Genomic DNA, 24,975 nt, shown 5'->3' with positions numbered 1-24,975 from the left:
TTATGCTTCTTTTTTTTCAACCAGATATTGCTCAGTCTTCTTTTCTTGATGTGGATGACTCTCGTCATTGTATAAAAGTTCTCAGGAAAACAGTAAAAGATGTTATTCACGTGGTTGATGGTCAGGGCGGGTTATTTGCCTGCGAAATAACAAAGGCTAACGACAAAAAATGTGAATTCAAAATCCTGACAGAACAAAGAAATTATCAACAAAAAGACTATTATGTGCATATAGCCATTGCTCCTACAAAAAATTCTGACAGATTAGAATGGTTTATTGAGAAAAGTGTTGAAATAGGAATCGATGAAATTTCGTTAATACAAACAAGGCACTCGGAAAGGAAAAACCAGAAAATCGATAGGCTCGAAAAAATTGCTGTTTCTGCCATGAAACAATCTCTTAAAGCGTATTTGCCTAAAATAAATGAATTGATACCACTTGAGAAATTTTTAACTACGGTAGCACAGGAACAAAAATTTCTGGCACATCTGGCCGACGATGCCAAACCCCTAAGCAGGTGTCTAAAACCTCAAACGTCGTATTGTATTCTGATTGGGCCAGAAGGAGATTTCGCTGAAGAAGAAATTCAACAGGCAAGAGCAGCAAGTTTTGAGGTGGTTACTTTAGGAAATGCCAGACTTAGAACCGAAACAGCAGGCATGGTAGCTTGCACAATTATTAATAATTTTATAGCTTTATAGTTATCACTACCATTGGTTTATGAAAAAAGGTATTCAAATAACAGGTCTGGGTCTGTTTATAAGTTTTTTGTTTGTAATGAGCGTATTGGCTCAACAGCCTACTTTAAAAATTGCAAAATTACGTTACGGCGGTGGTGGAGACTGGTATGCCAATAAAACTTCTTTGCCTAATCTGATTCGGTTTTGTAACCAGAATCTTAAAATGAATTTGTATCCTGAAGAAGACATTGTCGAGGTTGGTAGTGGTGATATTTTTCAGTACCCTTTTGTACACATGACGGGGCACGGAAATGTTGTCTTTACCGATGCCGAAGTTCAGAATTTACGTAAGTATCTGATTTCGGGTGGTTTTTTACATATCGATGATAACTATGGATTAAACAAATTTATCCGCCGAGAAATGAAAAAAGTTTTTCCTGAACTTGAATTCATTGAGCTGCCTTTTTCTCACCCTATTTACCAACAGAAATATAAATTTCCGAATGGTTTGCCTAAAGTGCATGAGCATGATAATATGCCTCCGCAAGGATTTGGTTTAATTTGGCAGGGAAAACTAGTATGTTTTTTTAGCTATGAGTGTGATTTAGGCAATGGCTGGGAAGACCAAAGTGTGTATCATGACCCTGAAGAATTACGCCTGAAAGCCTTGCAAATGGGAGCTAACCTTGTGCAATATGCTTTTACTAACTACTAGCATAATTGTACGATTCTTAGCCAGAAACTTGGATATTTTAAAGAACTTTAGCTTTTTATTTGCAACATAGTAACATTATTCTTTGTTTTATGGTTTAGCCAGTATATTTGTATTTTAATTTTATTTCCAAACACAAAAAATGGTTGCTGCATTATCTTTTTTTTTCGGCCATTGGTATTTATCATTATTTAGCCAAACATTCTTCTTACATCGTTATTCGGCCCACAAAATGTTCACAATGAATAAATTCTGGGAGAGGTTTTTTTATTTTCTTACTTACATTACGCAGGGGTCTTCGTATTTGAATCCGCGCTCGTATGCTATTTTGCATCGTATGCACCATGCTTACAGCGATACTGAGAGAGACCCGCACTCGCCGCATCATACTGAAAACGTATTTACTATGATGTGGAAAACCAAAGAGATTTATAATGCTTTATTGACTTATAAATACAAAATTGAAGAACGTTTTGAAAAAGACTTGCCTGAATGGCATATTATCGATAAAATCGGTGATAACTGGATTTCCAGAATTGCATGGGGGGTAAGTTACATTGTATTTTATGTAGTAGGTTTTTTCTACTTTAACATTCATTGGGGATTCTTCTTTTTATTACCCATTCACTTCCTGATGGGGCCAATCCACGGGGCCATTGTTAACTGGAGTGGGCATAAATACGGTTATCAGAATTTCGATAATAAAGATGAGTCTAAAAATTCATTGTTTTTTGATTTTCTGATGTTAGGCGAATTATTCCAGAATAATCACCACAAACACCCGATGTCAATCAATTTCGGAAAAAGATGGTTTGAAATAGACCCGACTTATCCGATAATTAAATTCCTGACTTGGACCAAGATTATTAAGCCAAAAAGATCCTGAAAAGAGGTATAAATAAAAAAGGTTTGACAACTTCAACAAAACAATGTAGAGGTTGTCAAACCTTTTTTATAGGGGGGTATTATTGAGGATTATTCTTCAATTCTTCTTCCAGATGTCTCTTTAAACTTCTGCAAGTGCTTTCCAGAATTTCAATCATTTTTTTATCTCCGGTAGAATCAGCAACCATTTGAGCCACATTGCCAACAATATCTATGGCAAAGTGTTTCATTTCATCAGAGGGCATATCTTTGGTCCAAAGATTAATACCTAATAGCCCTTTGTGGTAGTGGTCCCAAACGCTGATTGAAATAGCCTTGCTTTCGTTGATGCCTTCGTTAGGGTTTTCAGTAGCATCCCAGAAAATTTTCTCAGGAATTCTGTTGTCGTCAAGTTCGACGGTAAAGTTAATTTCTGATTTCTTCATTCAAATAAATTAGATAAGATAATAGTTTTAAAATTATTTTTTGGCTTAGAAAGTTCAAATTGTCAATAAATTTATCCTTGTGTACCGATAGTTTTTTAGCCCCTGAACCATTAAATGTAATTTTTCGATGAAAAAATTTCATTAACATGAGAGTACAGGAGAGGAAAATTGCGGATAAGCAGTATATTTGATACAATGAAACACACCCCAATAGCCCTAATGCTTCTTAGTCGTTTGGTAAAAGTTTGTTTTTTAATTGTTTATCCTTGTATGGTCTTTGCTCAGAAGATTGACCGTCAGGCTCTAGTAAGCAGGCACAAGGTAGAAGTAAAAAGCATAGATACGTTATCGTCCCTGACAGTCGGAAACGGAAGTTTTGCCTTTACGGTTGATGCCACAGGACTCCAGACTTTTCCTGATTATTATGCCAATGGTATTCCGCTCGGTACCCAATCAGAGTGGGGGTGGCATAGTTTCCCAAACACACAAAAGTATACCATTGAGGAGAGCTTTAAAGAAATTGAAAGCCACGGACGAAAAGTGGTATACACTCCACAACTTGCTGAACCTAAGCGAAAAAAGGATGCTATCAATTTTTTGAGGCAGAATCCGCATCGCCTGCAATTAGGTAACATCGGCTTTGAACTATACAAAAAAGACGGTACAAAAGCTCAACTAAGCGATATTACTGATATTACGCAGACACTCGATGTCTGGACAGGCATCATTAGCAGTCATTTTGTTTTTGATGGGCAAGAAGTAGATGTTAAAACAGTAGGGCATCAGCAGAAAGATATAGTAGCGGTTTCGGTCAAATCATCTCTTTTGAAAAGTAACCAGTTAAATATTCGTATCAGATTGCCATACCCGACCGATAAGTTTATCGATAACGGTAATAACTGGGCAAGTGTTGAAAACCATAACTCAGTAATTACTAAAGTAAATGATAAAAAAATAAGTGTTCGCCACAAAATTGACGACTTGACTTATTACGTTACTTTAAACTCGAATGTTAACGTAAAATCGAGAAGTAACCAACAGCATTACTTTTTGATTCAACCTGTGGCAACTGACACATGGAGCTTTGCTTGTGAGTTTTCAGAAAAAAATACTTCAAATACAAGCGTATTATTTGCAGAAGTAGAACAGAATAGCACTGATACTTGGAGAGATTTCTGGCTGTCTGGCGGGGCAATTGATTTATCTGGTAGTACCGATACCCGTGCATTTGAACTTGAACGACGCATTGTTTTGTCGCAATATCTTACCAAAGTACAAGGCACAACTGCAACCCCTCCGCAAGAAACAGGCCTGACCTATAATAGTTGGTTCGGTAAGCCGCATCTGGAAATGCACTGGTGGCATAGCGTACATTTTGCACTGTGGGGCCGTATTGAACTACTCGAAAAAAGTTTACAGTGGTACGAGAAGGCATTACCAACAGCACAAAAAATAGCCCAAAGGCAGGGCTTCAAAGGAGCAAGATGGCAAAAAATGACAGATAATGTGGGAGGCGAAACGCCTTCTTCGGTAGGAACGTATCTTATCTGGCAACAACCGCATATTATCACTTTTGCCGAGTTGTGTTATCGGGAAAAACCTAACAGACAAACACTTGAAAAATATAAAAAACTTATTTTTGAAACAGCCGATTTTATGGCTTCTTATGCCTACTTCGACACCCAAAAGAATAAATATATATTAGGCAAGGGGCTGATTCCGGCACAGGAAAGATTTAAGCCGGAAGATACCTATAACCCAACTTATGAATTAAACTATTGGTATTGGGCCTTATCTATCGCGCAGGAATGGCGTAAGCGGCTAGGCATGAAACCCGATGAATCGTGGCAGGAAGTAATCGATAAATTATCGCCGTTGCCCGTAAAAGATAGCATTTATCTGGCAACTGAAAGCGCACCTGATTCGTACACAAATCCATATTTATTAACCGACCACCCTTCGGTGCTTGCAACCTTCGGTATGTTGCCTGAAACACCCATGCTTGATAAAGGCATCATGAAAAATACCTTTGAAAAAGTATGGCAAGCATGGAACTGGCAAGATACATGGGGCTGGGATTTCCCGATGGTAGCCATGAGTGCTACCCGTTTGGGAATGCCTGCTTTTGCCGTAGATGGCTTGCTAATGAATATAAGAACTAATACTTATCTGAATAACGGGCATAATTATCAGGACACACGCCTACGGCTATATATGCCCGGTAACGGTGGTTTATTGGCTGCCGCCGCACTGATGTGTGCAGGCTTTGAAGGCAGCACAGACGATACCCCGGGTTTTCCGAAAGATGGAAGCTGGGTTGTAAAATGGGAAGGTTTAAAAAAGTTTTTCTGAAATATAGGTATGCAAAGGGTAGCACTAAAAATGAAATTACATGCTGGGCAGGCAGAAGAATACAAACGACGCCATGATGAACTGTGGCCAGAAATGAAAGCCTTGCTTAAAGGCATTGGTGTGGAAGATTATGCCATCTTTTTAGATGATGAAACAAACATTTTGTTTGCATCGCTTAAAATTGATGACACTAGCCTTTTAGATACGCTGCCTGAGCATCCTGATGTGAAACGCTGGTGGGCTTACATGGCCGACATCATGGATACTAATGCCGACAATTCGCCTGTTTCTATCCCTCTAAAAGAAGTTTTTTACTTACCCTAACTAAATTTAAATATGAATGCAATTCTTGGTATTATTTTCCATTTTATTGGTGGCTTTGCTTCGGGCAGCTTCTACATTCCATATAAAAATATAAAAAAATGGTCGTGGGAAAGCGGCTGGATTGTAGGAGGTGTAGCTTCATGGATTATTGCTCCGTGGTTGTTTGCTTTTATCACAGTCGAAGATTTAATACCAAGTATCAGGTCAGCTAGTATCCAAACCCTCTCTTTAACGGTTATGTTTGGTATTCTGTGGGGCTTTGGGGGGCTAACTTATGGGCTAACCATGCGTTATCTTGGGGTATCGTTAGGGGTAGCTGTTGCTCTTGGTTTTTGTGCGGCATTTGGTACACTTATACCACCCATTTATGAAGGCAAGTTTTTTGAGTTACTGTCAACCCGTTCGGGCTTCGTTACACTCGTAGGTGTATTTCTTTGCGTTGTTGGTATTTTTGTTTGTGGCAAAGCAGGGATGTTAAAAGAAAAAGAACTGGATAGTGCCAGCAAGCAAGAAACAATCAAAGAATTTAACCTGAAAAAAGGTTTATTGGTGGGTACTTTCTGTGGCATTATGAGTGCGTGTTTTGCTTTTGGGCTTGCAGCCGGAAAGCCTATTGCAGCCAATGCCGAAGCAAGTGGTACAAATCCTTTATTTAAGAATAATGCTATCCTGCCTGTGTTGCTCATTGGGGGCTTCGTTACTAACTTCGTCTGGTGTATGATTCTGAACAGCAGAAACAAATCTTTTAGTGATTATACCAATGCAAGTACTCCGCTCAAAAATAACTATATGTGGGCTTTAATGGCTGGTATTACTTGGTATTTTCAGTTCTTCTTTTACGGAATGGGGGAATCAAAATTAGGAGATTCGCTCAACTTTGCCTCATGGACATTGCACATGGCGTTTATTATTCTTGTAGGCACACTCTGGGGCTTATTCTATAAAGAATGGAGAGGAGCTAGCAAGTCAACAATGGGAGTATTGTATTTTGGTCTTTTACTTATTATTCTGTCCTCGGCTTTTATTGGTATGGGGAGCTATTTTGTAAAATAAACTATTTCAGCTATGGTTAAAATTATACAGTTGATTGCATTAAGTTTTGCAATCGGGTGGTCTGGTTATGCCCAACAGCAGGCACCGGCATCAACCTTGCATTCAGATGCCTTGCATACAGCAAAGCCCGATTACCCCACTTTATACGGAACTACTAAACCCGACGACGTCATAAAAGTATTAAATCGGGTAAGAACATACCTTGAAGCAGCAACTCCCTTGAAAGTAGTTGATAAAACCACAAATGCAGTAATTACAGATTATTCTAAGATAAACCCCAATGCTGTTGTTTACAAAGGTGATTTTAGTTTGACAAGCTATGAATGGGGCGTTACTTATGAAGCTATGCTATTGGCAGGAGAAGTAACAGGCGATACCGCCTTTACACATTACACTACCCGCAGGTTTGAATTTCTGGCAGAAACGTTGCCTTATTTTAAAGAAATTTATAAGACTAACCCTCAAACTTCTTTGCGCCAGATAATTGCTCCGCACGCATTAGATGATTGTGGAGCCATGTGCGCAGCCATGATTAGAGCAACCAAAACTGGGAAAACCAATACAAATTTGCGCCCTATAATTGATAACTATATCAATTATATCTTTACTAAAGAGTTTCGGCTGAAAGATGGAACTCTAGCCAGAAACAGACCTCTGCCAAACACATTATGGCTCGACGATTTGTTTATGGGTGTGCCAGCTATGGCTCAGATGGGTAGTTTGACTGGTGATAAAAAATATTTTGATGATGCCGTCAGGCAGGTATCACAGTTTTCAAACCGAATGTTTAATAAGGACTTAGGTTTATATATGCACGGTTGGGTACAAGAAATGGAAACTCACCCTGAATTTCATTGGGCAAGAGCAAATGGGTGGGCATTGCTAACAATGGTTGAACTATTGGAGGTATTGCCAGAAAACTATACAGGTAGAGCCGAAATTCTTCAACAATTTAAGGCACATGCCAAAGGAATAGCTGCTCAGCAATCAGGAACGGGCTTTTGGCACCAGTTACTCGACCGCCACGATTCTTATCTTGAAACTTCGGCTACTGCTATTTATGCACATTGCATAGCCAAAGGAATTAACAGAGGCTGGCTTGATGCTACTACCTATGGGCCAATGGCTTTATTGGCGTGGAATGCGGTAGCATCGAAAGTAAATGAAAAAGGACAAGTGGAAGGTACTTGTGTAGGTACAGGAATGGGATTTGACCCCGCATTTTATTATTATCGGCCTGTAAATGTTTATGCAGCCCACGGCTATGGCCCTGTGATACTGGCAGGTGCAGAAATGATTAAATTATTGAAAAATAAAAAATTCGATTTGAACGATAGCGCGGTTATGTTCAATAAATAAAAAGGCACTTAGGTGCCTTTTTATTTATTGAAGAAGAATATTTTAAATTGAACCAAAAACCTTTTTTAATAAATCGGTAGTTCTGGCCCACGGATTTTCTCTTATTTTCGCCTCTTCGTTCTCAACAAGAATGAACAGTCCATCAATGGCTTTTTGCGTAGCATAACCTTTTAAATCGGGGTTCACCTTTTGAACAAACGGAAGTTTGTTATAAGTAGTGGCAAGGTCGGTATAATATTTTGAAGCCTGTGTTTTTTGAAGAGCCTTTTCAACAATTGGCGAAAAAGCCGCAATTAGCTGTTCAGAGGTAGTTCTTTTCAGATACATCGTTGCCGCATTTTTTTCACCTTTCAGAATACTGATAGCATCTGTAAAGGTCATGCTCATAATAGCTTTAATAAAAATCGGCTTGGCTTCTTTGGCTGCATCTTCTGCACCGCGATTAAGAGCCATTACGAATTTGTCAACTTCAGGTCCTAAACCTATTTTTCTTAAAGATGTTTCCACTCGCTGAACATCAGGAGGAAAAGGAATCTTGATAACAGGATTCAAATAAAAACCGTTGAGTTTCGAAGCACTATCGGCACCCTTATTAATTCCAACCTGAAGAGCTTCTTTAAGGCCGGAAACAATTTCATCGTTGGTTAGGCCACCTTGTGTTTTTTCAACAATTCCACCCAGAACTTTGCCTATGTTTAATTTTTGTCCAGCGCAACTCTGTATGCCCAGAATACCAACAATTAACGAAAGAAGAAGTAATCTTTTCATTTACTAAGAATTAAAATTGTTTTTTTTAGAATTAATAATTGTCTTACTAACGAATGAATACCGAAAATTGTATTTTTGTGCAAATTAAGTTTTAATTCAGACTTTTTGAAATCAGTATAGTCAAACGTATATATAATGAGACCTATTTTAGCTGAAGTAGTAACAATTGGAGACGAAATTTTGTATGGACAAATAACCGACACCAATACGCAATGGATGAGTACCGAGCTTGACAAAATTGGAATTAAGACCGTTCGGAAATCGTCAGTAGGAGATCAGGAAGATAAAATTTTGCAGATTCTGGAGGAAGCCGAAGGCAGAGCCGATATTATTTTGCTAACTGGTGGCTTAGGACCAACCAAAGATGATATAACCAAGAAAACTCTCTGTAAATACTTCGATGATGAACTGATTATTAATGAAGATGCCCTTGCTTTCATTACTGATTTTTTCACGAAAAGAGGCCGCCCTATGACCGAGTTGAACCGTCAGCAGGCTATGGTTCCTAAAAAATGCACCTATCTGGCTAACAAAACAGGAACAGCCCCGGGGATGTGGTTTGAAAAAAATAGCGATGGTAGTAAAGGAAAAATATTTGTTTCGATGCCGGGGGTACCGCATGAAATGAAATACCTGATGGCCAACGAAGTTATACCACGGCTTCAGAAATACTTTGAAACACCAATAATATATCATAAAATGATTCGTACCATTGGTGTAGGGGAGTCTTTTCTGGCTGAAAAAATTGAACAGTGGGAAGATGCCCTGCCATCACATATTAAACTGGCTTATTTACCAAGTTTTGGTCAGGTAAGGCTACGCTTAACCGGAGTCGGAACTGACGAGGAAACTATTAAACGTGAAGTACAACAAGAGGTAGATAAAGTTTTACCGATGATACAGTCGTTTGTTTTTGGCTTTGATAACGACGACCTTGAGGTTGCTTTAGGAAAATTACTCAAAAGCAAAGAAAAAACTGTGTCGGTGGCTGAAAGTTGTACAGGTGGTTTTATTTCACATTTATTTACCAAAGTACCCGGAAGCTCAGCTTATTTTATGGGAAGTGTGGTAAGTTACGATAACTCTGTCAAGATGAATGTTTTAGGTGTAAAACCTGAAACCCTTGAAATACACGGAGCCGTAAGTGAAGAAACCGTAATACAAATGGCTGAAGGTGTAAGGGTACTAATGAAAACCGATTTTGCCATTGCTACAAGCGGTGTAGCTGGCCCTGACGGTGGTACGCCAGAAAAACCAGTGGGAACGCTCTGGATAGCCTGTGCAATGGAAGGCAGAACCATTGCAAGAAAAGTTCAGATGTCTAACCAACGTGACACCAACATTAACTATGGCAGCGTGGTAGCAATGAACCTCCTGAGAAAAATGCTCAACGGCGATTATGAATCTTAAAAATGACATCAACAAAATCTAAAAAATAAATATGGCTCTTGTAGAAATGATAATGCCTAAAATGGGTGAAAGTATCTTTGAATGTACTGTCCTGAACTGGTTGAAAAATGTAGGCGATAGGGTAGAAGTAGACGATATGATTCTGGAAGTAGCTACCGACAAAATTGATACAGAGATAGGCTCATCGCATAGTGGTATTTTAAAAGAAGTACTAGTAACTAAAGGTGAAATAGCTACTATTGGCAAACCAATATGTATTATTGAAACAGACCTTGAAAACGCGGTAGCGGAGAAAAAAACTGAAGCTAAGGCTTTAGAAGAAGACAAAACAGTTGAAGAAACTGCAAATGAACTCGAAAAGCAGTCAGACCTTACATCTTTATTGGTAGACACTTCAGAGCCTAAAGTAAATTCATTGTCAGGTCGTTTTTACTCTCCTTTGGTACAGAATATAGCCAAAGAAGAAAATATTTCGAGTGAAGAACTCGAAAGTATTAAAGGTACCGGCCTTGAAAACCGAGTAACCAAAGATGATATTCTGACTTACGTAAAACTGAAAAAAGAGAAAGATGCCGTGCCTGTAAGCGCGGTTATGCCAACCAGCCAGCCTGTAACTCAGGTAATATCTGGTAGCGACCAGATTATCGAGATGGATAGAATGCGGAAAATGATTGCTGAACGTATGCTTGAGTCAAAACGGATTTCGGCACACGTTACTTCATTTGTCGAAACCGATATGACCGCTATCAGTCTATGGAGAGATAAAATAAAAGGAAAATTTCAGCAAGAAACAGGAGAGAATATCACTTTTACGCCTTTATTGATTGAAGCAGTTGTAAAGGCTATCAAAGATTTTCCGATGATTAATATTCAGGTGGAGGCCGATAAAATTATTCGGAAAGGTAAAATTAATATTGGCATGGCCGTAGCTTTGCCTTCTGGTAACCTCATTGTTCCGGTAGTACATGAGGCCGACTCATACAGTTTAATCGGTCTTACCAAAAAAGTGAATGATTTGGCCAACCGCGCCAGAAATAACAAACTTAAAGCCGACGATTTGGCGGATGGTACCCTGACAGTTTCAAATATTGGTTCATTTGGTAATATAGCCGGTACGCCAATCATTATGCAGCCACAAGTGTCAATTCTGGCTTTTGGAGTTATCCAGAAAAAAGTTTCGGTCATTGAAACACCACAAGGCGATACCATCGGAATTCGTCAGAAAATGATTATCTCTCATTCGTATGACCACAGAGTGGTTGATGGGTCTCTGGGTGGGCAGTTTGTCAAACGGGTTTCCGATTATCTTGAAAACTTCGATATAAACAGAAAATTATTCTAATCATAAAAAAGACCTGACCAACCTCAGGTCTTTTTTATTTTTATTCCAACCTTTTAATGCCTAAATCAGTCTCTTCAAAAATAATCTGCAATGAAAAGACTATTATTATTTTTTTCTCTGATATGCAATGTTGGTTGGGCGCAAGTGTATTCTCCTGACCCGAATTTTTGCTTTTCACCTGTTAGTAAAATATTTGATGGCAACCTTGTTCCAGATGATGATTACCTAGTGCCTCATCAGGACGGCGGTTACATATTTAATGCCAGATTCAATATCATTAACGGGCAAAGAGTCAATGACCTTATTCCTGACCTTAACGTTAAAGAGTATTACAAGTTTGACAAAACCGGAAAACTGGTGCCTGATTATCATTTCCTGATTCCTGATAAATATGTGTCTAAGGGAATTGTTTTGAAGTCAGGTAAAACACTTTGGCAGGAAAGTAATTTTTCTGTAACCACTGCCAGACTCATTCGTCTTAACGAAGATGGCAGTATCGATAAAACATTTAATTATGATGGCTTTGAGAGCTTTATTTATAAAAAATACGTGCTAAGTTCTGGTAAAATCATTGTTTCTACTGATAACGTCCAACATAAAATTATCAATGAAGACGGAAGCAAAGCTAAAGATTTAAAAATAGTTTTTCAAAAAGATACATATCCCATAAGTAACTGCACCGACGGTACTAATGATTATCTGTTGGTTGGTGGGCCGGAGAATATGTGTAAGTTAATGAAAATCAATGCCGATTTTACTTTAAAAGAGATATACAGCAAGAATCTGAATAATACAAGTTGGTTATCATACTCAAAAATATATATAGATAACAAAGGCCGAATTAACCTTCTTTTGTTCAACGATTCTGACTCAAATTATTGTATCATAATACGTTTAAATCAGGATGGTACGCCCGACCGGAACTTCACCACAATAAATGTTCCCCGAAATAAAAGTCTAGACCCACATACCGTTAAACTAAATTTTACAAATGATGGTAAAATTATCTTTAATCGAGTGAGCCAGATTGTAAGGTTTAATGAAAATGGCACTTTAGACTCAACTTTTAACTTTTCTATGTTTGATGAAAACAGGGTAATCTATCATGTTAATGAGCAGGGAGAAGTGCTTTTATATGATAAACAGAATGGACTCAGAAAAGTAGACGTTAACGCTAAAACTATACCTTTCGAGTTGAAACTGGAATTAGACAAACCAATCAGTTTTACAGATATTATCAGTACCAACAAACATAAGTTTTTTGCAATTGGTACCAATTATGTTGGGAGATTTGATGGGAGCGGAAAAGTTGAAGATGAATTGTTTTCTAAAGATACCGTACTGGTTGTAAAACCATACTTTGATAAAAAATTACTTGTACAGCAAGCAGGAAACAAATATCTGTTTTCAGAAAATGAATTAAAAGAAGCCAATGTGCCTGATATTTATTGGAGTGGCTCGATTGATTACAAAAACAGAAAAGTGTATCGTGTTGAAGGGCAAAATATTGCCAGATATACTGAGCAAGGAACAGAAGAATTGAGGTTCGTACATAATGCTTCACTGGTCAGGCAATTATATGTGCTTGCAAACGGGCAATTAATTGCCATTGTAAGGCTCACTAATGAAACTGCATTAACTGTATTACGGTTTAATGTAGATGGAAGTCTCGATAAAACTTTCCAATCGATAAAACTAGGCTCTGAAGGCTATTTTACACCCAATTATGAAGTTATTGAACTAACTAACGGAAACCTGTGTGTGAAAGAGACATATCGTGGTGAAGGATTTAAAGTAAATTTGAAATTATACGATACCCAAGGGAATGAATTAGTCAATGGTCCACCTTCGATGGGTTACTATTTATCATTTTTTGGACCTAAAGCGGGCTATAACGGCACCTATCTGTTTTCAAGTTATGTAAATGACATGAATAAACTGATGTTAAACCGCTGGACCTCACAGGTAATTGCTGATAATTCGTTTTCAATAAATGGTACAGCTACCGTAACAGCTTTTGACGTGGTTGATGAAAATACCATACTGGCCGCTAATAATAATACGATTGTCCGCTTATCATCACAAAACAAGCGTTTTATTACCTTGCAGGTGCCACCTTATATTGATGTCGAAGAAAAGCCGATTGTTATTAAAGCCAAAGCGAGCGATGGTTCTCCAGTTAAAATATCTCTGTCAGGAAACGGAATTCTGAAAGACTCAATTTTAACATGGAATAATATTGGTGTTGGTACCATTAATGCCAAATTCGTTGATAACGACTGTTATGTGGTTTCGCAGAACTTTAATGTGGGTATCAATACACCGTTAATATTTAAAACTATTCCTACACTCACCACTGATAGTGCTTCATTCCCCATTGAGTTTTTGTATCCTGTCGATACCTCTCTGGTAAGTGTTGAAGTTAGTGGTGATGCCTACATTCTTAATAACAGAGTTTACCTGAAAGGGACCCCCGGTACGGTATGTTTAAAAGGAACAAAACGAAATACTTATAACGACTTTATACAAACAACCGTGAAATGCTTTGATGTAATAAAGAAAACCAATCAAAATATTGTTTCTGGTGTTGAAGAACAAAAAAATGTTATTGCTGATTATCTGCCTTTTCCTAATCCGAGTACCGACGGATTTTATTTATTTATAGAGAACACCCAATCTGATACGGCCAATTTATTCAGCCTTTTTAATACTAATGGCACACAAATACCCATTGAGGTATCTCAAACAAATTCACACTTTTTTTATGTGAAACCAATCGAAAAACAACATACAGGTATCTATCTTATCAGGTTTACTATCAAGGGTAAAAGCCATGCCCGTAGGGTTATATTTGAATAAGTCATAAATATTGGTATCAATTTTCGGAATTTATTTTAAAATTTAATATTAAAGCAAGAACTTTGAGGTTCAAACATTGAACACCTTTACTGATGCTCTTTAATTCACTCGAGTTTTTAATATTTTTTCCGATAGTTACACTACTTTATTTTGCTCTGCCGCATAAATACCGTTGGTTCCATTTATTAATAGCGAGTTGTATCTTTTATAGTTTCTTCATTCCGTATTATATTCTGATACTCTTTTTTACAATCATTATCGATTATTTCGCTGGTATCTGGATTGAAAAATCACATGGGAAACATAGAAAATGGGCTTTAATCATGAGTCTGGTGGCTAATATTGGTGTATTAGCTGTTTTTAAATACTACAACTTTTTTATTGACAACTTTAATACTGTTCTATATAAGATTAACCCTGAAAAACTCCTGCCTTATTGGGACATCATCCTTCCTATTGGCTTGTCGTTTCACACATTTCAGGCCATGAGTTATACCATTGAAGTATACAGGGGGAATCAGAAAGCAGAAAGGCACTTCGGAATTTATGCCCTTTATGTAATGTTTTACCCGCAATTAGTGGCAGGCCCTATCGAACGCCCACAAAATGTGCTTTATCAATTCTACGAAAAACATAATTTTGATTATAAGTTAGTTGTAAGCGGTTTACGCCTCATGTTATGGGGAATGTTCAAGAAGGTAGTAATAGCCGACAGGCTAGCGAAGTTTGTTAATATGGTATACAACAACCCAACCGACTATCATGGGCTACCTCTAATAATTGCAACGATTTTCTTTACATTTCAGATATATTGTGATTTCTCGGGCTATTCTGATATTGCTCTAGGGTCGGCACGGGTAATGGGTTTTAAATTAATGAAAAACTTCGACCGCCCTTATCTATCTAAATCTATCTCCGAATTCTGGCGACGCTGGCATATTTCGCTTTCAACATGGTTCCGTGATTATCTGTATATTCCATTGGGTGGAAACAGGGTTTCACGTATTCGTCAGTATTTCAACCGTTTTATTGTTTTTATGGTCAGTGGCCTTTGGCATGGAGCCAACTGGCATTATGTTATTTGGGGCGCACTCCATGGTTTTTACCTCATTATAGGGCAGATAACCGAAAAATTCCAGAAGAAAATTACAGGTATTGGTAATGGCTCGTTAAGTCATGCTAAATTCTGGCAAAAGGTAATACATGGCACCATAACGTTTGTGCTGGTAGCTTTTGCTTGGATATTTTTCAGAGCTAATACCAATGCCGATGCTATTTATATTACACGCAATATTTTTAAACCTGCTTCTCATTCTTTAGACCAGATTATTTACATGATTGGTAAAAATGATTTATATTTAATTATCATTTCATTTATTATCATGGAAGTTGTGCAGTGGCTTCAGAGAGGTAAAAATCTTTCGGCTTGGATTGATGCCAAGCCACGTTGGCAAAGGTGGGGAGCTTACTACCTGATATTATTTTTAATTTTATGTTATGGTGTTTATAACAATTCACAATTTATTTATTTTCAGTTTTAATTTATGAAAAACGCAGGATTCGACCCTAAAGAAATAGCCCAATTAAAAGAAGAGTGTAAACAAGAAGGGCAAAATTATGTATTGTTCGATGATGAAGATGGTATGGGCGATTCTGGCGAGTTTGCTCATTTTCAGTTCGTGGGTAAATACAATGGCAATGAGGTTATCTATGATGCCATTATGAGTACCCTTCGCCTGACACACAGTAGTCTTGTGTTTGAAGAGGCCGAAAAGCGTATGAAAAAATCGTACCCTAACTATGTTGAGGTTGAAAAACGTAAACCTAACTACAAAGTAGATGAGGATATGGAATTAATGATGGAAGAAATTATTGAAGAACTGGAAGAGGAAGAAATGATTCAGGTAGCTGAATATATCGAAATTGATGAAGATTTTGAGTATGGTATCGGACTTGACGTTGCCCTGAACGTAGAAGAAATTGAGGATGAAATTATTACAAAGTTCGTTAATGATTTTAATGCAGGTACGCTTCAGCTTGACAAAACCCTTTACAGTTTTACGAGCGAAGAAGAATAAACAATGAACTTTGGTTATGGCAGGAAATTTTGATAATAATAATAGCTTTTCTGGAACGTCGGCTTATGTAGCTACGCGTGAATTGCAAACGGCTGTAAATGCTGCTATTGCCCTTCAAAGACCTTTGCTAATTAAAGGCGAACCCGGTACCGGTAAAACTTTGCTCGCTTTTGAAGTAGCAAGAGCTTTAGGTAAAGAGCTTTTTACATGGCACATAAAATCAACCACAACAGCCCAACAAGGTTTGTATGAGTATGATGCCGTTTCTCGCTTGCGTGATTCACAGTTAGGCGACGATAAAGTAAACCAGATTGAAAACTATATTAAGAAAGGGAAAATCTGGGAAGCTTTTGAAACCGACACACAAAGCGTTTTGCTGATAGATGAAATTGATAAAGCTGATATTGAATTTCCGAACGATTTATTGCAGGAACTCGATAGAATGGAATTCTACTGCTATGAGCTTAAACGAACCATTAAAGCAAAAAATCGACCTATTATCATTATTACATCAAACAACGAAAAAGAGTTGCCTGATGCCTTCTTGCGGCGTTGTTTCTTCCATTTTATCCGATTCCCTGACAAAGATACGATGCAACAGATAGTTGATGTGCATTATCCAAACCTTGAAGAGAACCTTCTGGCTAATGCCCTAAAGACTTTTTTTGGTATCAGAGATATTAAAAATCTGAAAAAACGACCCTCAACCAGTGAACTAATTGACTGGCTCAAATTATTGCTTGTCGGAAAAGTATCGGCCGAAGATTTAGCTGATTTAAGTAAATTAAACGAAGTTCCTCCGTTTTTAGGAGCTTTGCTAAAAAACGAATCAGATTATGATTTGTTCAAGGCCCTGCGCGAAAAAGGAATAAAATAACAATATAGCTTAGTTTAATATTTTCGGAGTGTGCTATTATCATTCTTCTATCATTTAAAGAGCAATCAATTGCCTGTTTCATTAAGAGAGCATCTGACTCTGTTAGAAGCCCTCGATAAAGAAGTTATCGCTTATAATGTAGAAGATTTTTATTTTCTGAGTAGAGCAATTTTTGTTAAGCACGAACAAAACCTTGATTTATTTGATAAACTTTTCGGGCAGTTTTTTGGTAATATTGAAAGCATTCCTGTCGAGAAAATACTAGCTGATATTGATGAAAACTGGCTTAAAACGAATCTTGTCCGTAAACTGACAGACGAAGAAAAATCAGCCATTGAAGCAATAGGTGGGCTGGAAAAACTACTGGAACGATTCCGCAATTTGTTAGATGAGCAAAAAGAAAGACACGAAGGCGGCAGTAAATGGATTGGAACAGGAGGAACATCGCCTTTAGGAAATTCAGGACATAACCCTGCTGGAGTCAGAATCGGAGGGAAGGGAGGGGGGCGAAATGCTGTAAAAGTCTGGGATAAGCGTGAATTTAAAAATTACGATGATAACCTCGAGTTAAATACACGTAATACAAAAATGGCTTTAAGAAGGCTCAGGATTCTGACCAGAGAAGGTGCAGCAAATGAGTTAAATCTGGATGAAACAATTGATAAAACCTGCCAGAATGCCGGTATGCTTGATATACAAATGCAGGCTTCTAAGCAGAATAGGGTCAAGGTGTTATTATTGTTAGATGTTGGTGGCTCAATGGATGATTTCATTGAAGAATGCTCAATGTTGTTTTCGTCTGCAAAATACCAGTTTAAACATCTCGAATACTATTATTTTCATAACTGTGTATATGAAACCCTATGGAAAGATAATGCTCGCCGTTATGAGGATAAAATAGCCACTTGGGAGGTACTCAATAAATACAATAAAGATTATAAAGTAATATTCGTTGGCGATGCCTCAATGTCTCCGTGGGAATTAACAGAAGCGCGAGGTAGTGTTGAACATTATAATGAAGAATCGGGCTTAACGTGGCTACGCAGATTCAGTGAAAAATTCCCGAATATGGTTTGGTTAAACCCGATTAATGATGGTTATTGGCAATATACCAATTCTATTAAGCTCATAAGAGATTGGGCAGATGAACGTATGTTTCCACTTACTATTAGCGGAATCGAAAAAGCCATGAAGTGCCTCAAAAACCGTAAACTTAAATACTCTTCAGAAACCCGATAGTATTAACTCCATCGGCAAAGTCGTTTAAACGTGGCGATTGCGCTTCTCCAAAGTCAAAACTATTGGCCTGCTTATGGTTTTTAGAAACAACGCACTGTATTTTATCGGTATTTGTTTCAAATAATGTTTGTAGATGCTCCTCATTTGTATAGTATTCAAAATGGCATACTGAAATGGCCGATACAAGGGCCGTATCTTCTTTCAGTAATAAAAAGCCATTGTCAAAATGAGGCGTTTTATTAACCAGTAGCACCGACTTATTGTAATCATAATTATTATTATATTTATGATGCAGCCTGATGGTACTCCAATATTCGATAGATTCAAAGAACTTATCGAAATTGTAATTTTCAGGCACAAATAACTTTGATACATTGCGGCATCCTAAGCCAAAATACAGAAAAATATCATTTCCCAGATTCGCTAAATCAGTTCTGGACTCTTGACCGTCTATTACAGCTACCGATGTGCGGTTCTTACGAATAATATGCGGAATTTTAGAAAAATAATATTCAAAATGCTTTGCCGTGTTATCGCTTCCTGTTGCAATCATTGCTTCTGCTGCATTGAGTTTATCAGCAATTTGAATGAATTCTTTAATAGCCGGATTAAGCTCAAAAAGTTTATGTATAAGAAAACGCATCAGCACAGAATCACTCGAGCTCAATTTCACTAAAGCGATGTTGCCTGTTAAAACAACACACAGCAAGTCGTGGAAACCGACAACAGGGATATTGCCAGCCATAACAATACCAACTTTTTTTGGATTAATATTTGCCTGTATATCATTAGCTTGTGCAAATTCTTCTAGTGCTTGTTTATTGAGGTAATAACGGGCTGTATTTTGCAGTGCAAGCCTAACGTTGTCTTCTGTAAACCAGGCGTTTTCGTTGCGAGCCACAGCAGACCAGTGTTTGAGGGTATCAGTGTTATTTTCGTCCTGTATAAAATCACCAAGTTGCGAAAATGTAAGAATAAAGTCTTTTAATTGCATTATTTTTAGAAAAAATGATTTATTATTTAAAATCATGCAAAAATACGACTAAATTGAAACTTTGAAGGCGTATATTTGTTGAATATTTTGAAAACTACTAAAAATATAGAGAGAGTATGGCAATAATGATTACAGACGAATGTATCAATTGTGGTGCATGCGAACCAGAGTGCCCTAATACGGCAATCTATGAAGGTGGAGTTGAATGGACTTGGGGAGGAGGAACAAAATTAACACAAGTAGAATTAGGAGATGGAACCATTATAGGAGGTAAAGACCCTATGGCGCCAATATCTGATGAGTTTTATTATATAGTAACAGATAAATGTACCGAATGCCATGGTTTTCATGAGGAACCACAATGTGCAGCTGTTTGTCCTGTTGATTGTTGTGTGCCAGACCCCGATAACGTAGAAGATGACGAAACGCTTGAAGCCAAAAAAGTATGGCTTCATGCTGAAGCATAAAACTAAGGTAGTTATTCATTTAACTCTCCATATTCTGAGCCTGCCAGTTTTTCTGGCAGGCTTTTTTTTTGTTTAAATCTTCTAATTGTACATATTTAAGAAATAATTGTACTTCGGAATAATATATTGTGATTGTTGGAAAAATCAGTATAAAATTTGTTTGATATATAAATTGTATTTTTTCTATATTTAATTTATATTAACATATATAAATCCTAAAAAAATAATTTTTTTCAGAAAAAATCATTTTTTTTAAACTTAAAATTTGGAATTAAAATAATTTTACCAAACATTTGTACTGAAATTTAATTTCAATCAATTGCCACTTAAACCAAAGATTATTATGAAAAAATTGATTTTTACAGTATTATCGTTGCTTTCAGTCGCAACGCTAAAAGCACAAGAAAGTACAACAACCACAGAAGAGAAAAAGAACCCACTCACATTTTCAGGCTACGTTGATACTTACTTCTTCGGCAATCTAAATAATCCAAAATCAAGGTCAAATCTAGGTGTTTCAGGTTTTGAACGCATTTTTGACCAAAAACCAGGGCAGTTTCAAGTAGGGCTTGCTCAAACGAAACTATCTTACTCTACTGATAAGGTTGATGCTGTTATTGACCTTGTATTCGGAAACCACGCTGACCTCGGAAACTACGCAAACATTATTAGTCCGGTAGCAGGAGCAACCAGCACAGCATTAGCTATCAAACAAGCTTATGTTACATGGAAAGTATCCGATAAATTCTCAATTACTGGAGGCCAGTTCGGTACACACATCGGCTACGAAGTAATTGATGCTCCAGTAAACTTTAACTACTCACTTTCAAACCTTTTTGGTAATGGTCCTTTCTACCACACTGGTTTAAAAGCAACTGTTGCCACTTCTTCAAAATCGTCATTAATGTTCGGTCTTGTTAATGGTATTGACAGTAAAGATGATAACAACGATAAATTAGGTATTATCGGACAGTTCTATGTTTCACCTGCTGAAGGCTGGAATTTATACCTGAACTGGATTGGTAGTGATGAAGGTGTTGATAAAAAATCATATTATTCATTATTTGATATCACAACTTCATACCAAATCACTGATAAATTCTTATTAGGCTTAAATGCTGCTTACGGTACACAAGAGAAAAAATCATGGGGTGGTGCAGCTTTATATGCGCAAGTAGCCTTTACAGATAAGTTTGCTCTTGGAGCTCGTTATGAGTATTTCGATAACACAAGCGGTATTCGTGGTTTGAAAAACCCTTCAAGACCTAACGAAGGAACAACCGTTAATTCATTCACTTTAACAGGAAACGTTACTATTTCTGAAAACCTTTTATTCAAACCTGAGTTCCGCCTTGATAGCTATGCTAAAGGAGCTGCTGGTATGCAACAATTTGAAGATAGCGATGGTAACTTCACCAAAAGTTCACAATCTACCATTGGTGGTGCTTTAATCTTCAAATTCTAATATTTAACCTTCGTCAATAAACTAAACTAAATAATACTTGATTTTGTACAACACTTAAACCCCAAACACATTATGCGTAAAAATCCTCTCCCTCTGATTATCTTGCTTGCCATAGCAATAGCAGGAGTATTTATGCCCGCTGTGCCTTCAACAATTGTAAGCGAAGGTATCAATGGTGCTGACACTGCATGGATGCTTGTAAGTACAGCTTTGGTTCTCATCATGACCCCGGGATTAGCTTATTTCTACGGCGGTATGGTGAACACGAAAAACGTTATTTCTACCATGTTGCAAAGTTTTATTGCCATGGGGGTAATCTCAATACTTTGGGTTACAGTTGGTTTTAGCCTTGCATTCGGAGATTCAATTGGTGGTTTCGTTGGAGACCCTAGAACGTTCTTCATGTTCAAAGGTGTTTTAGAAAGCAAACCATGGTCATTAGCACCAACTATTCCTTTAGTAGTATTTGCTTTCTTCCAATTAAAATTTGCCGTTATTACTCCAGCACTAGTTACAGGTTCATTAGCAGAACGTATCAATTTCAAATCGTACGTACTATTTATTATCCTTTTCAGTTTGTTTATCTATGCTCCTTTAGCACACTGGACATGGCATCCACAAGGTTTCTTGTTTAACCTAGGTGTTCTTGACTTTGCTGGTGGTACTGTTGTACACATGTCGGCAGGTTGGGCAGCATTAGCTGGTGCTATTTATTTGAGACGCCGCCGTGCACACGTAGATGGTAGTTTCTTGCCTCCGGCCAATATTCCTTACGTATTATTAGGCACAGGTTTACTTTGGTTCGGTTGGTTCGGTTTTAATGCTGGTTCAGCATTAAGCGCAGGAACGTTAGCGGCTTCTGCTTTTGCAACTACTAATACTGCTGCTGCTGCTGCTGGTTTAGCATGGGTATTGTTCGATGCTGCTCGTGGTAAAAAAGTATCTGCTCTAGGTTTCTGTATTGGTGTAGTAGTAGGTTTGGTAGCTATTACTCCTGCCGCTGGTTTTGTTACTATCCCTCATTCGATTTTCATTGGTGCCATTGCCTCAATTATTTCGAACTACTTAGCTCACTTAAAAACCAAAACAGCTTTGGACGATACACTTGATGTATTCCCTTGCCATGGTGTAGGTGGTATGGTTGGTATGGTAATGACTGGTATTTTTGCTAGCAAAGGTGTTAACTCTGCCGTAGTTGACGAAGGGTTATTCTTTGGTGTATCGAAATTATTCGTGAACCATATGATAGCTTTAGTTGTTGTTTCGGTGTTCGCATTTGCTATGTCGTTTGTTCTTTTGAAAATTACTGACTTAATTCTTCCACTACGTGTTAGCGCAGCTGACGAAAAAGCTGGTCTTGATATTAGCCAACACGATGAGTCACTGGTTGAAGCCGGTGCAGTTGAGGAGTTAGCATAAAAGATATTCTCTATGTAACAAAATCACAATTGCGGGTTAAACCGTACTTTTATTGTGGTTTTGTTGTACTCCATAAGTTAAAATGCCTGCTACTTTAGCGGGCATTTTCTTGTTTATGGCTATCAGCAAATTAAACCAAATCAATTCAGAATGAAATTAGGCTTCTTTTATGCTCATCATAAAAAACGGTTGTGTGTACAAAGCCACACAACCGTTTTTATATATTTTACTTTACAAGCAAACTATTTACAATAATTTAATAAATCATTTCTTTTTTCTGGCATATTTACTTCTGGGGCCAATATCACATGCTTCAATAACTAAAGTATCTGCTTCTAATCTGTTAATTTGCCACGTTGTGCAATTGGCACAACGCACTTGGGGGCAACTCTTGAATTCTGTAAAGAAAATAGTATTATCAGAAACTGTAAAGCGATTACCCGCATAGCAACAATCGGCTCCTTCTTTGCCTTCTCTTAAAAATCTTCCATCGGCTGTAAACTCAATAGAGGGCAATGCTGCAAATGTACTAATGGTTGTCCAGGGGCCCCAAGTACCGTCGGTTGTTCTCTCCTGAATCTGGTATGTAGGATTCCATTCGCCAATCAACTTAGCAGGTACGATAGCTTTAGGTTGGCAGGCCGTCAAAAACAGACTTCCGGCCAGAATAAAAAGTATTAATCTCATAAAAATAGTTTTTATCTTAATGATACATTCTATGTCTGAAAAGTTGGAACATAAAAATAATTTTGGCAAGAGAGAAATTTATGATTACAAAAAAGGCGTAGTGCACCACTACGCCTGACATTATAATTTGATTTTATTCTCCGGCGTTTCTTAAGCCAACTCTCGGTAATACCGGAAGACTTTCATTACCCTCTTCACTGACCGCCTGAACAGCAAAGAAGTAATTATCTTTCGAGTAGGGGAGTGTAATTTTCAGGTCAGTCGTAAAAAATTTCTTTTGCCAATATGGCATGGCAGTTTCACGCATCAATATATAGTAGCCTTTTACTTTTCCACTTTTAGAGGCTTTCCAGCGAAGACTGGTCGAGTTGCCCAAGCCCCTTACATCAAGAATAACATCTTCAGGCATTGACGGAGATTTAGCCAGATTCGCTAAGGTTGCCAGATTGATGCAAGTATTTTTTCGTAAGTATTCAAAATCCATAAACTTGGCATAATCGCCATATTCCACACCTTTTTCAATGCGTAAGTCCTGATGTTGGTGCAAGAAGTTCTCGTTCATTTCTGATAACCTGACAGCCGCAAAACCTTTATTCACGAAAGGGGTATGGTCTCCGCCACGTAAGAAACGGTCATTTCTGTAAATCATTACTACTTCCAGATTATCGACGTAGCGTTCACCAACCTCTTTTAGATAACGTGCAAGCTGGCGCGCTTTCCCATCATTTTCAACACCATATTGTCGGATGGCACTCACTTTTTTATCCATTTCAAAAGCAGGTAAGCCCTCGCTGAATACCCTTAAACGGGTATTGTCAATAATATTGGTTTCATTGCTATGGTTAGAGCCAACTATGTCATTATTTAGCATAGCTTCAAGATTCCAGTTTTCTGTTGCAGCTTTATCTGCCAGATGATTCGCTCCTAATAAACCTTGTTCTTCGCCACTTACTGTTACAAAAATAACCGTAGCCGGAAATTTAGATTTTGACATAACTCTAGCCAACTCAATTACCGCTACCGTACCGCTGCCATCGTCATTAGCTCCGGGGGCATCGGCCTCTCTGTTCATTACATCTGTTACGCGGCTATCAATATGCCCACTAACCAAGAATATACGGTTGTCGTTAGGGTCAGTACCTTTTAGAGTTGCCATTACGTTGGCAATTTCAATGGTTTTATCAACACGTTTACCGTCTGGTTGGAGTGTCCATGTATCCAGATAAGCAGTCATTCTACCTTCTGATTGTTTAGCAAACTCCTGAAATTTACTTAAAACCCATTGACGTGCAGCACCAATCCCTTTTTTGCTATCGGTTGTGGTAGAAAGCGTGCTTCTTGTACCAAAGCTCACCAGTTTGTCGATATATGCTCTTAGGCTATCGCTTGATACCTGATTAATAAGGGCTTCAATTTGGGGGTCACGATTGATAATTTTTTGTGCCGGAGCAGCTAAAGAAATGCTGATAAAGCTAAAAAAAAGTATGGTTTTTCTCATGGATGAAGATTTAGATAGATGTTTTAACAAAAATACAAAACAATTTCAAGAAGGGCATACAGCCCAACTGATATTTACTAAC

General features: G+C 37.7%; 22 protein-coding genes. 17 read left to right on the top strand and 5 right to left on the bottom strand.

Annotated elements, in window-relative coordinates:
* Positions 1-2: 2 nt before the first annotated feature.
* The 3 genes from WAA15_RS02325 to WAA15_RS02315 all read left to right on the top strand — a co-directional run bounded on the left by WAA15_RS02325 (position 3) and on the right by WAA15_RS02315 (position 2,278).
* Complete coding sequence (locus WAA15_RS02325; RefSeq protein ID WP_337040776.1) at positions 3-701, top strand: 16S rRNA (uracil(1498)-N(3))-methyltransferase; 699 nt, start codon at positions 3-5, stop codon at positions 699-701.
* Positions 702-777: 76 nt separating this feature from the next.
* Positions 778-1,395 (top strand): DUF4159 domain-containing protein, encoded by a 618-nt coding sequence (locus WAA15_RS02320; protein WP_337041316.1) that lies wholly within the window; start codon positions 778-780, stop codon positions 1,393-1,395.
* Between the two features lie 139 nt (positions 1,396-1,534).
* Entirely contained in the window at positions 1,535-2,278 is a 744-nt protein-coding gene (locus WAA15_RS02315) for an acyl-CoA desaturase (protein WP_337040775.1), read from the top strand.
* A gap of 79 nt (positions 2,279-2,357) precedes the next feature.
* Here the strand turns inward: WAA15_RS02315 and gldC are convergent, their stop codons facing one another.
* Positions 2,358-2,702 (bottom strand): gliding motility protein GldC, encoded by a 345-nt coding sequence (gene gldC / locus WAA15_RS02310; RefSeq protein ID WP_337040774.1) that lies wholly within the window; start codon positions 2,700-2,702, stop codon positions 2,358-2,360.
* A gap of 195 nt (positions 2,703-2,897) precedes the next feature.
* Here gldC and WAA15_RS02305 point away from each other — a divergent pair, with 195 nt between their 5' ends.
* Genes WAA15_RS02305 through WAA15_RS02290 form a run of 4 tightly spaced genes read left to right on the top strand, consistent with a single transcriptional unit; the run spans position 2,898 to position 7,790 of the window.
* Positions 2,898-5,054, top strand: a complete 2,157-nt coding sequence (locus WAA15_RS02305) for a hypothetical protein (protein ID WP_337040773.1) — start codon at positions 2,898-2,900, stop codon at positions 5,052-5,054.
* A 9-nt stretch (positions 5,055-5,063) separates the two neighbouring features.
* Entirely contained in the window at positions 5,064-5,378 is a 315-nt protein-coding gene (gene rhaM, locus WAA15_RS02300; protein ID WP_337040772.1) for an L-rhamnose mutarotase, read from the top strand.
* A gap of 12 nt (positions 5,379-5,390) precedes the next feature.
* Positions 5,391-6,431, top strand: a complete 1,041-nt coding sequence (rhaT, locus tag WAA15_RS02295; RefSeq protein ID WP_337040771.1) for an L-rhamnose/proton symporter RhaT — start codon at positions 5,391-5,393, stop codon at positions 6,429-6,431.
* Between the two features lie 12 nt (positions 6,432-6,443).
* Positions 6,444-7,790, top strand: a complete 1,347-nt coding sequence (locus WAA15_RS02290) for a glycoside hydrolase family 88/105 protein (RefSeq protein ID WP_337040770.1) — start codon at positions 6,444-6,446, stop codon at positions 7,788-7,790.
* Between the two features lie 42 nt (positions 7,791-7,832).
* On the opposite strand, the gene WAA15_RS02285 is transcribed toward WAA15_RS02290, so the two are convergent.
* Positions 7,833-8,558 carry a DUF4197 domain-containing protein gene (locus WAA15_RS02285; RefSeq protein ID WP_337040768.1) on the bottom strand — a complete coding sequence of 242 codons (726 nt, stop codon included), beginning with the start codon at positions 8,556-8,558 and terminating at the stop codon, positions 7,833-7,835.
* 135 nt (positions 8,559-8,693) lie between these two features.
* Here WAA15_RS02285 and WAA15_RS02280 point away from each other — a divergent pair, with 135 nt between their 5' ends.
* From WAA15_RS02280 to WAA15_RS02250, 7 genes are all read left to right on the top strand, one after another.
* Positions 8,694-9,968 (top strand): competence/damage-inducible protein A, encoded by a 1,275-nt coding sequence (locus WAA15_RS02280; protein ID WP_337040767.1) that lies wholly within the window; start codon positions 8,694-8,696, stop codon positions 9,966-9,968.
* Positions 9,969-9,999: 31 nt separating this feature from the next.
* Positions 10,000-11,310, top strand: coding sequence for a dihydrolipoamide acetyltransferase family protein (locus WAA15_RS02275; protein WP_337040766.1), 1,311 nt, complete (start codon positions 10,000-10,002; stop codon positions 11,308-11,310).
* A gap of 90 nt (positions 11,311-11,400) precedes the next feature.
* Entirely contained in the window at positions 11,401-14,169 is a 2,769-nt protein-coding gene (locus WAA15_RS02270; protein ID WP_337040765.1) for a T9SS type A sorting domain-containing protein, read from the top strand.
* Positions 14,170-14,261: 92 nt separating this feature from the next.
* A complete protein-coding gene (locus WAA15_RS02265) occupies positions 14,262-15,710 on the top strand; it encodes an MBOAT family O-acyltransferase (protein WP_337040764.1) in 1,449 nt (482 codons plus the stop codon).
* A gap of 3 nt (positions 15,711-15,713) precedes the next feature.
* Entirely contained in the window at positions 15,714-16,247 is a 534-nt protein-coding gene (locus tag WAA15_RS02260) for a hypothetical protein (RefSeq protein WP_337040762.1), read from the top strand.
* 16 nt (positions 16,248-16,263) lie between these two features.
* Positions 16,264-17,124: an AAA family ATPase gene (locus WAA15_RS02255; RefSeq protein ID WP_337040761.1), complete on the top strand. Its 861-nt coding sequence runs from the start codon at positions 16,264-16,266 to the stop codon at positions 17,122-17,124.
* Between the two features lie 69 nt (positions 17,125-17,193).
* Positions 17,194-18,363 carry a vWA domain-containing protein gene (locus tag WAA15_RS02250; protein ID WP_337040760.1) on the top strand — a complete coding sequence of 390 codons (1,170 nt, stop codon included), beginning with the start codon at positions 17,194-17,196 and terminating at the stop codon, positions 18,361-18,363.
* Here WAA15_RS02250 and WAA15_RS02245 read toward each other — a convergent pair.
* Entirely contained in the window at positions 18,338-19,357 is a 1,020-nt protein-coding gene (locus tag WAA15_RS02245) for an acyl-CoA reductase (RefSeq protein ID WP_337040759.1), read from the bottom strand. The genes WAA15_RS02250 and WAA15_RS02245 overlap by 26 nt on opposite strands.
* 116 nt (positions 19,358-19,473) lie before the next feature.
* Between WAA15_RS02245 and WAA15_RS02240 the strand changes: the two genes are divergently transcribed.
* From WAA15_RS02240 to WAA15_RS02230, 3 genes are all read left to right on the top strand, one after another.
* Positions 19,474-19,824, top strand: coding sequence for a 4Fe-4S dicluster domain-containing protein (locus WAA15_RS02240; protein WP_337040758.1), 351 nt, complete (start codon positions 19,474-19,476; stop codon positions 19,822-19,824).
* Between the two features lie 343 nt (positions 19,825-20,167).
* A complete protein-coding gene (locus tag WAA15_RS02235; protein ID WP_337040756.1) occupies positions 20,168-21,289 on the top strand; it encodes a porin in 1,122 nt (373 codons plus the stop codon).
* A 72-nt stretch (positions 21,290-21,361) separates the two neighbouring features.
* Positions 21,362-22,708 carry an ammonium transporter gene (locus tag WAA15_RS02230; protein ID WP_442892740.1) on the top strand — a complete coding sequence of 449 codons (1,347 nt, stop codon included), beginning with the start codon at positions 21,362-21,364 and terminating at the stop codon, positions 22,706-22,708.
* Between the two features lie 264 nt (positions 22,709-22,972).
* Here WAA15_RS02230 and WAA15_RS02225 read toward each other — a convergent pair whose 3' ends face one another.
* On the bottom strand, positions 22,973-23,395 hold the full coding sequence (locus tag WAA15_RS02225; RefSeq protein ID WP_337040755.1) for a hypothetical protein: 423 nt from the start codon (positions 23,393-23,395) through the stop codon (positions 22,973-22,975).
* A 133-nt stretch (positions 23,396-23,528) separates the two neighbouring features.
* Positions 23,529-24,893, bottom strand: coding sequence for a M28 family metallopeptidase (locus WAA15_RS02220; RefSeq protein ID WP_337040754.1), 1,365 nt, complete (start codon positions 24,891-24,893; stop codon positions 23,529-23,531).
* Between the last annotated feature and the right edge of the window lie 82 nt (positions 24,894-24,975).

This window comes from Emticicia sp. 17c (assembly GCF_037153985.1).
In the GTDB taxonomy this organism is placed as follows: Bacteria; Bacteroidota; Bacteroidia; order Cytophagales; family Spirosomataceae; genus Emticicia.
Note: the sequence above shows the minus strand (reverse complement) of the source record. Positions and strands in the feature narration are given on the sequence as shown.

What these genes read in the sequence shown, in the direction of transcription:
- WAA15_RS02325 (WP_337040776.1), top strand. Translation starts at nt 3, where the DNA reads ATGCTTCTTTTTTTTCAACCAGATATTGCTCAGTCTTCTTTTCTTGAT.
- WAA15_RS02320 (WP_337041316.1), top strand. Translation starts at nt 778, where the DNA reads ATGAGCGTATTGGCTCAACAGCCTACTTTAAAAATTGCAAAATTACGT.
- WAA15_RS02315 (WP_337040775.1), top strand. Translation starts at nt 1,535, where the DNA reads ATGGTTGCTGCATTATCTTTTTTTTTCGGCCATTGGTATTTATCATTA.
- gldC (WP_337040774.1), bottom strand. Translation starts at nt 2,702, where the DNA reads ATGAAGAAATCAGAAATTAACTTTACCGTCGAACTTGACGACAACAGA.
- WAA15_RS02305 (WP_337040773.1), top strand. Translation starts at nt 2,898, where the DNA reads ATGAAACACACCCCAATAGCCCTAATGCTTCTTAGTCGTTTGGTAAAA.
- rhaM (WP_337040772.1), top strand. Translation starts at nt 5,064, where the DNA reads ATGCAAAGGGTAGCACTAAAAATGAAATTACATGCTGGGCAGGCAGAA.
- rhaT (WP_337040771.1), top strand. Translation starts at nt 5,391, where the DNA reads ATGAATGCAATTCTTGGTATTATTTTCCATTTTATTGGTGGCTTTGCT.
- WAA15_RS02290 (WP_337040770.1), top strand. Translation starts at nt 6,444, where the DNA reads ATGGTTAAAATTATACAGTTGATTGCATTAAGTTTTGCAATCGGGTGG.
- WAA15_RS02285 (WP_337040768.1), bottom strand. Translation starts at nt 8,558, where the DNA reads ATGAAAAGATTACTTCTTCTTTCGTTAATTGTTGGTATTCTGGGCATA.
- WAA15_RS02280 (WP_337040767.1), top strand. Translation starts at nt 8,694, where the DNA reads ATGAGACCTATTTTAGCTGAAGTAGTAACAATTGGAGACGAAATTTTG.
- WAA15_RS02275 (WP_337040766.1), top strand. Translation starts at nt 10,000, where the DNA reads ATGGCTCTTGTAGAAATGATAATGCCTAAAATGGGTGAAAGTATCTTT.
- WAA15_RS02270 (WP_337040765.1), top strand. Translation starts at nt 11,401, where the DNA reads ATGAAAAGACTATTATTATTTTTTTCTCTGATATGCAATGTTGGTTGG.
- WAA15_RS02265 (WP_337040764.1), top strand. Translation starts at nt 14,262, where the DNA reads ATGCTCTTTAATTCACTCGAGTTTTTAATATTTTTTCCGATAGTTACA.
- WAA15_RS02260 (WP_337040762.1), top strand. Translation starts at nt 15,714, where the DNA reads ATGAAAAACGCAGGATTCGACCCTAAAGAAATAGCCCAATTAAAAGAA.
- WAA15_RS02255 (WP_337040761.1), top strand. Translation starts at nt 16,264, where the DNA reads ATGGCAGGAAATTTTGATAATAATAATAGCTTTTCTGGAACGTCGGCT.
- WAA15_RS02245 (WP_337040759.1), bottom strand. Translation starts at nt 19,357, where the DNA reads ATGCAATTAAAAGACTTTATTCTTACATTTTCGCAACTTGGTGATTTT.
- WAA15_RS02240 (WP_337040758.1), top strand. Translation starts at nt 19,474, where the DNA reads ATGGCAATAATGATTACAGACGAATGTATCAATTGTGGTGCATGCGAA.
- WAA15_RS02235 (WP_337040756.1), top strand. Translation starts at nt 20,168, where the DNA reads ATGAAAAAATTGATTTTTACAGTATTATCGTTGCTTTCAGTCGCAACG.
- WAA15_RS02230 (WP_442892740.1), top strand. Translation starts at nt 21,362, where the DNA reads ATGCGTAAAAATCCTCTCCCTCTGATTATCTTGCTTGCCATAGCAATA.
- WAA15_RS02225 (WP_337040755.1), bottom strand. Translation starts at nt 23,395, where the DNA reads ATGAGATTAATACTTTTTATTCTGGCCGGAAGTCTGTTTTTGACGGCC.
- WAA15_RS02220 (WP_337040754.1), bottom strand. Translation starts at nt 24,893, where the DNA reads ATGAGAAAAACCATACTTTTTTTTAGCTTTATCAGCATTTCTTTAGCT.